This is a genomic window from Pandoraea captiosa (assembly GCF_902459775.1).
Lineage (GTDB): Bacteria > Pseudomonadota > Gammaproteobacteria > Burkholderiales > Burkholderiaceae > Pandoraea > Pandoraea captiosa.
The window spans coordinates 224,616-234,817 of record NZ_CABPSQ010000001.1 but is presented as its reverse complement, the minus strand read 5'-3'; the positions used below and the strand labels follow the sequence as shown (position 1 = coordinate 234,817).

The window sequence follows — 10,202 nt, the reverse complement described above, 5'->3', positions numbered from 1 at the left end:
TCGACCGAAATCAACGATCGGCGCCGTGCGCCTGTGCCATTGCCACGATCACCTTGCGCGGCCCCTTGAAGGGCGAACGCGCGTGCGCGGCGAGCATGTTGTCGAGCATCAGCACGTCGCCGTTGCGCCACGGGAAGCTGATCTTCTCGGACTCCAGCACCTGACGGATCGTCGCCAGGGCGTCTTCCTCGATGGGACTACCGTCGCCGTAGTACACGTTGCGCGGCAGATCCTCCTCGCCGACGACATCTAGCAACGTCTCGCGCACGTCGGGCGCCAGATTCGAGATGTGGAACAGATGCGCCTGATTGAACCAGACCCAGTCGCCCGTCACCGGATGCTGCGCGACCGCCTGACAGAGTTGACGCGTGCGCAACTCGCCATCGTCCTTCCACTCGCATGCAATGCGATGCGCCCGGCAATAGGCTTCCACCTCGGCACGATCTTCCGTGTTGAAGACCTGCGTCCATGGCACATCGAAGCCATTGCCGAAGTTGCGCACGTACATCAGGCCCTTGCTGGCGAAACGCTCGCGAATCGCCAGCGGCACACGCGCATAGATGCGACGGCTGTCGGCAATCGGCGTTTCACCGCCCTCATGCGCCGTCAGCACACTGTAAAACCAGATTTTCATCGGCCAATCGCGCGTGTACGATTGTTCGTTATGCAAAGGAATGTGCTGATGCGGCGGATATTCGGTCGACGTGTAGACGCCTTGCGAGACCTTGCTGCGCGGCGTGGAGCCGAATTCATAGGTCAACAGCGAGTGACCGAACGACGCGGCGAACTCGCGGAACGCCGCATCGCCATCGACGCGAAAGCCGCGAAAGAGCACGCCGCCGCGAGTCGGGAGATATTCGTCCACCAGCGCGTGCAGCGCACTGGCGGCGGCCTCGATCGGCACACCGGCATCTCGCGGTTCGACCACCATCGGGAGGTCGCCATCCGTGCGCAGGGCGCGCACATCGAGCATCGTATCGAGCATGGTTGGATCCTCAACGAAACCGCGGCGCCACACGCGCCGCACTTTCATTGACGATCCTCGTGCCCGCAATTTAAGGGGTTTACGCGGACGACTGCGGTTTTTCTCCATGCGCCTCGGCATGGACAGTCGGAGGCGGCGCGACGCCCGATTCGCCGTCGGCGATCAACTGGCCGTTCTCCATCTTCACCAGCCGGTCGGCGAGTCCGAAATAGCGGTCGTCGTGCGAAATCACGAGCACGGTCTTTCCCTGCGCCTTGAGCTCGGGAAGGATCTCGCGATAGAAGACCTCCTTGAACACCGGGTCCTGATCGGCGGCCCATTCGTCGAACACGAGAAACGGACGATCCTCCACGCACGCAGCCACGAGGGCAAGACGCTTGCGCTGCCCCTGCGAGAGATCGCGCGTGGAGAAGGCACCGTTCGTCACGCTCACCTTGTGTTGCAGATGAAGACGCGCGAGCCAGCGCGCGGCGAACGCGTCGATCCGGGCAGGGTCGGTTTGCGCATCGTCAGCCCCGAGCAGGGTTTCGAACAGATGGAAGTCGAAGAAAATCGCCGAAAACAACTGACGGTACCGATCGCGATTCGTAAGGTCGACCGACTGACCGTTCCACACGATCTCGCCGCTCTCCGGCACGTACAGGCCCGTGAGCAGTTTCGCAAGCGACGTCTTGCCACTGCCGTTGCCGCCGATCAGGAACGTGATCTCGCCCGGGCGGAACGTCAGATCGATCGGCCCCATGCGGAAAATCTCGTCCTGCTGCTCGTGGTAATAGCTGTGCGTGATGCCGTGCAGACGCACCAGCGGCGCGCCGTTCCTCGACACATCGGTCGACGTGGCTTCATCGCTGCGCATCGACGCCGTCACCTTCTGAATGCGCTCGCTCGCCACACGCGCCATCGTCAGCAACGGAATGTTGTTGAGCATCGCTTCGAGCGGCGTGACCATGTACAGAAAGACGATGGCATAGCCGGTCGCGACATGGGTGCTGCCCGAGGTCGCGCCGACCATCACGAACAGCACGAGGCCGATCAGCGCAAAAAACAGGAAACGCACCCAGCTGACCGAGAAGATGAACAGCGTCAGACCGCGCGAACGGTTCTCCCGCACAGCTTCGATGGCAGAACCCAGCACGCGCGCGAGGAACGCATCCGCACGACGACGATTGAGCTTGAGCTCCTTGGCGCCCGAGGCCAGTGTCTGAAAATGCCCGAACAGTTCGTCCTGACGTTGCCCCGCGGTGCGCAGATAGCGAATCACTTTGGTATGGCTGATGTGATATCCCACCGCGCCGAGACCGATCGCAACACATGCCATCAGGAAAATCGGCCATGACAGAATCGCCAGATACAGGAAGCAGCCGGTAACGATGGCGCCGTTCATGACGAGCGTGGGCAGACCGATGAAAAAGTTGGCGACGTGGTTGGCGTCGTCGGCCAGCACCGATTGCACGCGAGCGCCGCCCGTGGACTCGACCACGCGCAGCGGCGCGTTGACGATGATGCGCGACACGTGGCGACGCAGTTCGGCCAGCGTGCGCTGCCCCAGCCGGGTGAACAGCGCCCCGGCACACATCTGCGCGAGCATGGACAGCACGGCAAGCGCGGCGAAGCGCCAGGCCAGCGCGCCAAGTTCGGCCGCCGGGGCGCCGAGCGCCCGATTGATCGACGCAATCAGCATGACGTTTGCCACGCCGCAGGCGAGCGAGGCGACCACCGCAGCCGCGAGTAGCCAGCGTGAAGCGCGCAACAGGAACAGAAACAGGAACACGGGACTCTCCGCGGTTGACCCGCCGTCGCCCGGCGGACCTCGATGAAGGAACAAGGGAACCCTTGCGCGCCACGACATGGCACAACATGGCACGATACGGTTCGATACGGTTCGATACGGTTCGATACCGCACGACATACGGCGACCCAGCGCCGCATTTTGGGCTCCACCGCTCAAAGACGATTCAGGACACGGAAAGTTTTCGGGGTGCGGCCCCTCGGCCGCTACCGCCATCGGCAAGGGGTAAATTTCGCGAAAAGCTCATCGTCTTCTGGGAAACGGATGCTTTGTACGCATTCCCCCCGATTCCGGATCCGGATGACTTTGCCGGATGACCTTGCCGAGGCCCTCATGCACGCAAGTACAGAACCGTCCACGACGACGCCCGCCCTCGCCGACGCGCCAACCCACGACCTGATTGGCGTCGGCTTCGGCCCGTCCAATCTCGCACTCGCCATTGCGCTCGAAGAACACTGCGGTCAGCGGCTCGGGCCGACGCGCTTTCTGTTTCTGGAAAAGCAGCCCGAGTTCACCTGGCACGGCAATATGCTGCTCTCGAACAGTCGCATGCAGATCGCCTACCTCAAGGATCTGGCGACGCTGCGCAACCCCCGCAGCCGCTTTACGTTCATCAACTACCTGCACGAAAAGGCGCGCCTGTCGGCCTTCATCAACCTGCAAAGCCACTACCCGACGCGCCGAGAGTACAACGACTACCTGCGCTGGGCAGCGGCGCACTTCCACGGGCAATGCGCCTACGGCGAGACCGTGACGGGCATCGAACCGGTGATCGAGCGCGATCAGGTCGTCGCCCTTCATGTGCATTCGCGCAACGCGCAGGGCGAGGCGCAGTCGCGCCGCACGCGCAACGTGATTTTGGGCGCCGGCGGCACCCCGCATGTGCCGCCCGTGTTTGCCTCGCTCCATCGCGACGGGCACGCCCGACTGTTTCATTCCTCCGAGTATCTCGCGCGTGTCGCCGCGCTCACCGCCCCCACCGGCCCCACCGCCCCCACCGACAGGCAGCCGCGCAGGGTCGCAGTCGTGGGCGGCGGGCAAAGCGCCGCCGAAATATTCCTCGATCTGGCAGAGCAGTGGCCGCAAGCGCAGGTGGATCTCGTCATGCGCGGCCGGGCGCTCAAACCCGCCGACAGCAGCCCTTTCGTCAACGAGATCTTCGATCCCCAATTCACCGACTTCATCTACGCGCAGCCGGTGGAACAGCGCGAGCGGATTCTGGACGAGTTTCGCAACACCAACTATGCCGTGGTGGACGACGATCTGATTGCCCGCATCTACGATGTGCTGTACCAGCAACGCGTGGGCGGTCACGGGCATCACGCGCTGCTCTCGTGCCACGACATTCAGGAGGCGCGCGCGCATGGCGATCAAGTCACGCTGCATATGCACGAGCGCCTTTCGGGACGCGCCGTGACGCAGCATTACGACGTCGTCGTGCTGGCGACCGGCTACGAGCGTCGCACGCATGAGGCTTTGCTCGCGGGCGTCGCCCCCTGGCTCGATGGTTTCGAAGGCGAGCGCGACTATCGGTTGCGCACGCAGGACAACTTCCAGCCCGGCATCTATCTGCAAGGCTATTGCGAGCCGACGCATGGGCTGTCCGACACCCTGCTCTCGATTCTGGCCACGCGCTCATCCGAAATCGCCGCCTCGCTCCTTGCGCGTGGGCCCTCGCAGCACGACACGTGCGCACAGGCAACATCCGGCGCTCGCGTCGCCGCGCTGGCGGGATGATCGGGACACAGGCATGCACGCGGTAAAACGCGATAAAACGCGATAAAAAAAATTCGGCACCCGCAGCGTAGCTGCGGTGCCGTTTTCGTGCGGGTCCTAATAGGCTTAATGGTCGTAACGGTGTCTGTCGGCCGGATTCACTGCGGCGCGCCCCCGGCCTGCATGGCACGTTGGCGCTGAAGTTGCTGCGGCGTCATCGTCAGGAGCAAGGGACAGGCCCCGCACAGCAATGCCTCGTCGCATCGGGTGCCCTTGCCCGCCAGCTGATAACGCAGGCAGCACACACGCCGCGCGCGCATGGGCGCGGCAATGGTGGCAATGGCGGCAGAAGGCGGGTTCACGTAGCGCACCGTGCGATACAGGGGATTGTCCGCCGGTTGACCGAATCCGGCATCGCCATCGAAGAGCCACGTGTAATCGCTTGACGCGCGCGAGGCCAGCGACGGCACCTTGCGCATCTGCGCGACGATGAACTCCAGCAGGTTGCCTGCATTGCTCCAGAGCACCCGCTGCGAAACGCCCGAAGCACGGTGCATGGCCAGAATCGCTGCCGGGAGATGAACGTGAATCAGCGACGCGAAACGCTCGGATGCCGGGGGCACGTCGGACGCATCGTCGCCGGGCGACGGCGGCACCCAACTGTCCGGCGCAAAGCGCACCCTTACCGGCAAACCATCTCGCAGCACGATGCCACAGGCCGCCGGATCCAGCGTCAACGTCCGCCCGTGCACGATGGCGATCGCCAGCGCGGCCGGGGCAATTGCACGAAAGTAGAACTTGCTCCACTGCGACATGAGCGCGCGCGGCTCAACGCCGGGGACGATGCGGCGTACGCCGTCGAACAACGCGGGCACATACGCATCGATGTCGGTCAGACCGATTGTCGTGTCCCCGTCGCGAAGCGCTCCGCTCATCGGCTCGCCAAATACCAGTGAGGCACACAGCGGCCCGAGCTCGCCACGCACGGCCATCGGCAGACTGGCCGCCAGGTCGAAATGCGCGGCGTCGGGCGAATTCGAAGGGGCTTCGCGCTCAATCATTGGACCGCCGCAGGCGCACGCGACGCACGGGTGGCCGGCGCGAGCGTACCGGCGATCACCGCCAGCAGATGTGCGGGATCGTCGCGAACGAAGAAATGGTCGCCGTCGAAATCGGTACGGGTGTACGTGCGGCTTGTCTCACATCGCCAGTCGTCGAGCACTTCCGGGGGGAAGCTGTCGCGGCGACCGGCCAGCGCATGGATGGGCACACTCAGTGGCCCACGGGTTTGCGGCGAGGCACGCCGGTAATGACCGCAAAGCTGAAAATCCGCCTTGATGACGGGCAACACCATCGCCATCAGTTCAGGCTCGGCAAGCAGCGCTTGAGGCGTGCCGCCCAGCGCACGCATTTCGGCAAGCACGTCGGCATCGTCGACCAGCGCCGCATATCGGCTGTCGTCGCGCGTGGCGGGCGGACGGCTCGCCGCCACGAACAACGCAGCCGGCGCGTGGCCGCGCGCATGCAGGCGATGGGCGATCTCGAAGGCCAGCAGGCCACCCAGGCTATGGCCGAACAACGCGAAGCGCACGCCCACCCCACCCTGCGCGATATGCTGGCGCAAACACTCCTCGGCCAACTGGTCCGCCAGCAAGTGCGGGTCGCGTTGCAGCGGTTCGTGATGGCGCGTGCCGCGCCCCGGCAATTCGACCGGTCGCACCGTCAGCCAGGACGGCGCGACCTGTGCCCAACGGGCGTACACCGTCGCACTACCTCCCGCGCAAGGCAGACACAGCAGGCGGCAGGCCTCAAACGCCATTGCGCCCGTCACCCTGCGTGTCCAGATGCTCGCGCAAGCTGCGCGGACGCATGTCGGTCCACACCGTTTCGATATGCGCGAGGCAGGTCGCCTTGTTGCCGCTCACGCCAACTTCGCGCCAGCCGGCAGGCACCGGCCGATAGTCCGGCCAGATGGCATGTTGCGCTTCGTCGTTGATGACCACTCGGAACACGCCGTTCTCGTCGTCGAAACTCATCGATCACTCCTGTAAGCGTTCTGACTTCCGGACAGCGCGATCTGCGCCCTCCTCTGGCTGACAGACGGTCCAGCCGCGACGCAATTTACCCTCCCGGCAACCAAGCCAATGCAGCGGCATACCCCGGCGGCGCGGGCAGCAGACGCAACTCCATCGCGCGCAACGCACGCGCCAGTCCCGGCTCGTCCGATCGCCACGCGATGGGCTGTCCCACAGGCGCCGCGCTGAACATGTCGTGGAACTTGCCGTTGACGGCCCTCGCAGCGAGCGACACGGCGTCGACATCCAGACTCAGTGCCGTCAGATGGTCCTGCACGCCGCTGCCCAACGCTTTGAGCGCCGCCTCCTTGAGCGCCCAGACCCAGTGGAAGATGGCGGGTGCGCCGCCGCCCTGTCCGGCGAGCCGCAAGCTCAGCATCAGCAGCGCGCGCTGTTCTTCCGGGTGCAAACACACGCCCCACAGGCTGCGCGGGTCCCCCACGGCATCGAGTCGCTCGATGTCGACGCCCACGCGCACGTCCGGCGAGTGTGCGAGCAGCCCCCATTGCCCCGCATGGCTGACGTTGAAGTCGGGCGGACCGCCCCCCGCCAGGTGCGGCCGCCCGTTGGCGTCGGTTTCGAAGGCCACATCGCCCGGCGGCACCGCCAGCACCTTGCCGAGCGCCTCGCGAAGCGATGCCCGCATGACCGCAAAGCGCGCGCGGTCCGCCTCTCTATGAAAGCGGGCCATACGGAAATGCTCGTCCGGCGACAGGCGGGCGAGCACGCGCGCCGGATTCCGGAAGCCGTCAGCGACGCTGACGAATTGCAAAGCAAGGCTCGTTGGCATAACGAAATGAAAGGTGCATCAATCGGAAGACGTATCGCATATCAAAATATTAATTGCAAACCATTCTCATTTTCACTATTGTTTACGACAAATTTGCTGCGCGACCTGCGCAATTTGATAGGCGCACCGGCCTGGCCCCGGGGCGGAGCGCCCACGCGGTCGAAGCACCAGAAGTTCTGCAGTCCTGTCTTTTCTCCCTGCACTGTTGTGTCGGAATGCGCCATGTGCGTCGTTCCCGGCGGCGTTCGTCCGTCACTTTGTCATCGGCCGCGGCGGCGCCCTTGCGGGCACGCCGGTGTGGCGCCAAAGTGACGACGCCATGCTTCGCCGCACAGCCGTGCGATAGATGCCGATCCGGAGGCAAAAAGCATGAGCGAGCAGTTAAGTTACGCCGGGTGTCCCGGCTGGACACCTGCGGGCGACGACACGCAGGACGGCGTCGTCGGGCAGGTTTTCGTGACCCATCGACGCGCGCTGGTCGGCCTGGCGATGCGCATTCTCGGGTGTCCGTGTCGCGCCGAGGACGTGGTACAGGACGCTTACATCAAATTATGTGACGCACGCAGCACATGCCCGGTCCGGCATCCGGCCAGCTATGTGATGCAGGTGGTGCGCAACCTCGCGCTGGATGGCTATCGCCGTCAGCAGATCGAGAACCGCGTGTTCACGGTCGAGGACGAAGCTATCGACATGCCCGATCGTGGGGCGTCGCCCGAAGCCCAGGCGACCGCACGCCAGATGATCGGCGGCATGCTCGACCGGCTCAAGACATTGCCCGAGCGCACCCGTACAGTCTTTGAAATGTACTACTTCCAGGATTGCACGCAACGCGAAATCGCCCAGTCGCTGGGCGTGTCGACCACGCTCGTGAACTTCATGATGCAGGACGCCCGTCAGGCGCTCACGCCGTGGATCAGCGGCACCTGCGAAGACACGGCCTGAATCCGCACCGCTTCCATGACACGTGCGGCGCGCCGCTAGCGCAACGCCACGCCCTCGAAGCCGGGCTCGGTGTCGGCGATCACGATCCGGTCCTTGCCCGAGCGTTTCGCCGTGTACAACGCATGATCGGCCACGGCGAGCCACGCGGTAGGCGAAATCAAGTCGACCGAATAGCTTGCGATCCCGACGCTCAAGGTCACACTGCGTGACGAATCCAGTCCCTCGGTCGCGTGCGAAAACACGCCGCAGACTCTCTCCAGCTTGCGACGCGCCTTTTCGGCGGATTGTCCGTCGAACAATACGCAGAACTCATCGCCCCCGTACCGCCCCACCACGTCATGAGCGCCCAGTTCGGTCGAGAGCACGTCCGACAGAATCCGGATGAGCGAGTCGCCCTGAAGGTGACCGTGCAAGTCGTTGATTTCCTTGAAGCCGTCGATGTCGATGAGCGCAATGCTCGCCGGGCCGGAGCGGCCCGGCCGCTTGTCGGCAAAACAGCGGGTGAGCGAGCGCATCCACGAGCGACGGTTGAGCAGCGAGGTCAGATCGTCCTGATCGCTGATCCGGCGCAATGTCCGCTCGCTTTTCGACAGGCGCTTTGCCAGACGGAAGCTCGTCAGGCCGACGAGCGTCGGATAGATCAGCAGTAACGGCAGACTGGCGACGAGCTCGCGGAATTCGATTGTCGTCTCGAAGGTAAAGCCCAGCACCGCGCCGACCAGCAACCCACCGACGATCAACGCCAGCACGCCGTCGCGCAGCAGCCGATACCCGCCGGCGGACGCGTTGTGCATCAGCAGCACCGAGACCAGCACAGCGCATGGCACGCCGCTGAAGTGCATCGCCACCACCCAGCCGCCGCCGAACGCGGAGTCGCACACCAGATTGCGCCGCTCCGCCGCCACGGGATCGGCCGACGCCATGGCGATGGCGTGAGCGAACGCCGGCCAGAGAAATGCGTTGAGCGCCCAGACCCCGTAGCTGAAATGAGAGGCGCCGGCATGTTGAATCGCCGTGAATACCGCGATGGCGCTCAGCGCACATCCGAGGCTGCGCAGCCCCAGCACGCGGCGCGAGAAGTCACGCCCCTTCTGGGCTTGCGTACGCGCGTTGTGGTCTGTCGAAGGATCCGTCATGTCGGCCGAAAATGCGGCGTATGCATTGTCGAATTTGCGAGCGCGTCCGTTTGCGCACGCTTTGGCGCATTCGCTGCAAGGATTCGCTGGAAAATCGAGGCGGCTTGACCGGCATGACGCCGCACTGCGTCCACCCGGTCAGCTCACGGATTATGCCTGTTGACGAGAGCTTTCCGGCGCCTGCACGGGTATTGAATGCCCGCATTAAATTCACCAGTGCATTTAGTGCATCTTTCGCATTCGGTGCAGTCCAGGCTATTCAGGGTATGCGCGCTGCGCACGCCGTCCTGCTGCGCGCAGGGATTGGAAATCGACGGACGTAAAAAAGCCCGCGATCATTCGCGGGCTCAGGGCCTTTCCTGCCATCACCAGACGACAGAACGCTCGCCGGTTACTTTGCCGCGGCGATGACGGCGATTTCGACGAGCAGGTCCGGCGCGGCCAGACGCGACTCCACGGTCGCGCGCGTGGGGGTGTTGCCCGGGCTCGTCCAGGTATCCCACACGGCATTCATGCCGGCGAAATCCGATTCGATGTCCTTGAGCCACACCTGTGCCGAGAGCAAACGCGACTTGTCGATACCGGCATCCTTGAGATACCCGTCGATCTTCGCCAGCACTTGCTGCGTCTGCCCGGTGATGTCCTGGCTGCGGTCGTCGGCCGTCTGGCCGCCGATATAGACCGTTCCGTTATGCACCACAACACGGCTCATCCGAGCATTCGTGTGATGACGTTGAATATCGCTCATTACCACGTCTCCAAAGGGAAT

General features: G+C 64.1%; 10 protein-coding genes. 2 read left to right on the top strand and 8 right to left on the bottom strand.

Going from position 1 to position 10,202, the window contains the following annotated elements:
* Nucleotides 1-10: 10 nt before the first annotated feature.
* Together panH and PCA31118_RS01115 are read right to left on the bottom strand one after the other, a co-directional pair.
* Complete coding sequence (gene panH, locus PCA31118_RS01120; RefSeq protein ID WP_150622226.1) at nt 11-985, bottom strand: pandorabactin biosynthesis dioxygenase PanH; 975 nt, start codon at nt 983-985, stop codon at nt 11-13.
* Nucleotides 986-1,064: 79 nt separating this feature from the next.
* Nucleotides 1,065-2,756 (bottom strand): cyclic peptide export ABC transporter, encoded by a 1,692-nt coding sequence (locus PCA31118_RS01115; protein ID WP_150622224.1) that lies wholly within the window; start codon nt 2,754-2,756, stop codon nt 1,065-1,067.
* Nucleotides 2,757-3,107: 351 nt separating this feature from the next.
* Here PCA31118_RS01115 and PCA31118_RS01110 point away from each other — a divergent pair, with 351 nt between their 5' ends.
* Complete coding sequence (locus PCA31118_RS01110) at nt 3,108-4,511, top strand: lysine N(6)-hydroxylase/L-ornithine N(5)-oxygenase family protein (RefSeq protein ID WP_150622222.1); 1,404 nt, start codon at nt 3,108-3,110, stop codon at nt 4,509-4,511.
* A 137-nt stretch (nt 4,512-4,648) separates the two neighbouring features.
* On the opposite strand, the gene fhuF is transcribed toward PCA31118_RS01110, so the two are convergent.
* From fhuF to PCA31118_RS01090, 4 genes are all read right to left on the bottom strand, one after another.
* The gene (fhuF, locus tag PCA31118_RS01105; protein WP_150622219.1) at nt 4,649-5,551 is read right to left on the bottom strand and encodes a siderophore-iron reductase FhuF; all 903 of its coding nucleotides are present in this window, start codon (nt 5,549-5,551) and stop codon (nt 4,649-4,651) included.
* The gene (locus tag PCA31118_RS01100; RefSeq protein WP_150622217.1) at nt 5,548-6,309 is read right to left on the bottom strand and encodes a thioesterase II family protein; all 762 of its coding nucleotides are present in this window, start codon (nt 6,307-6,309) and stop codon (nt 5,548-5,550) included. Before PCA31118_RS01100 ends, fhuF begins: the two co-directional genes overlap by 4 nt.
* A complete protein-coding gene (locus PCA31118_RS01095; RefSeq protein WP_150622215.1) occupies nt 6,299-6,526 on the bottom strand; it encodes an MbtH family protein in 228 nt (75 codons plus the stop codon). Before PCA31118_RS01095 ends, PCA31118_RS01100 begins: the two co-directional genes overlap by 11 nt.
* A gap of 85 nt (nt 6,527-6,611) precedes the next feature.
* Nucleotides 6,612-7,337, bottom strand: a complete 726-nt coding sequence (locus PCA31118_RS01090; protein ID WP_174990287.1) for a 4'-phosphopantetheinyl transferase family protein — start codon at nt 7,335-7,337, stop codon at nt 6,612-6,614.
* A 387-nt stretch (nt 7,338-7,724) separates the two neighbouring features.
* On the opposite strand from PCA31118_RS01090, the gene panA reads away from it, so the two are divergent.
* Nucleotides 7,725-8,297, top strand: coding sequence for a pandorabactin biosynthesis sigma factor PanA (panA, locus tag PCA31118_RS01085; RefSeq protein WP_150622212.1), 573 nt, complete (start codon nt 7,725-7,727; stop codon nt 8,295-8,297).
* A 35-nt stretch (nt 8,298-8,332) separates the two neighbouring features.
* Here the strand turns inward: panA and PCA31118_RS01080 are convergent, their stop codons facing one another.
* Both PCA31118_RS01080 and PCA31118_RS01075 read right to left on the bottom strand, forming a co-directional pair.
* Nucleotides 8,333-9,433: a diguanylate cyclase gene (locus PCA31118_RS01080; protein WP_150622210.1), complete on the bottom strand. Its 1,101-nt coding sequence runs from the start codon at nt 9,431-9,433 to the stop codon at nt 8,333-8,335.
* A 391-nt stretch (nt 9,434-9,824) separates the two neighbouring features.
* Nucleotides 9,825-10,181: a RidA family protein gene (locus PCA31118_RS01075; protein ID WP_150622207.1), complete on the bottom strand. Its 357-nt coding sequence runs from the start codon at nt 10,179-10,181 to the stop codon at nt 9,825-9,827.
* Nucleotides 10,182-10,202: the final 21 nt, after the last annotated feature.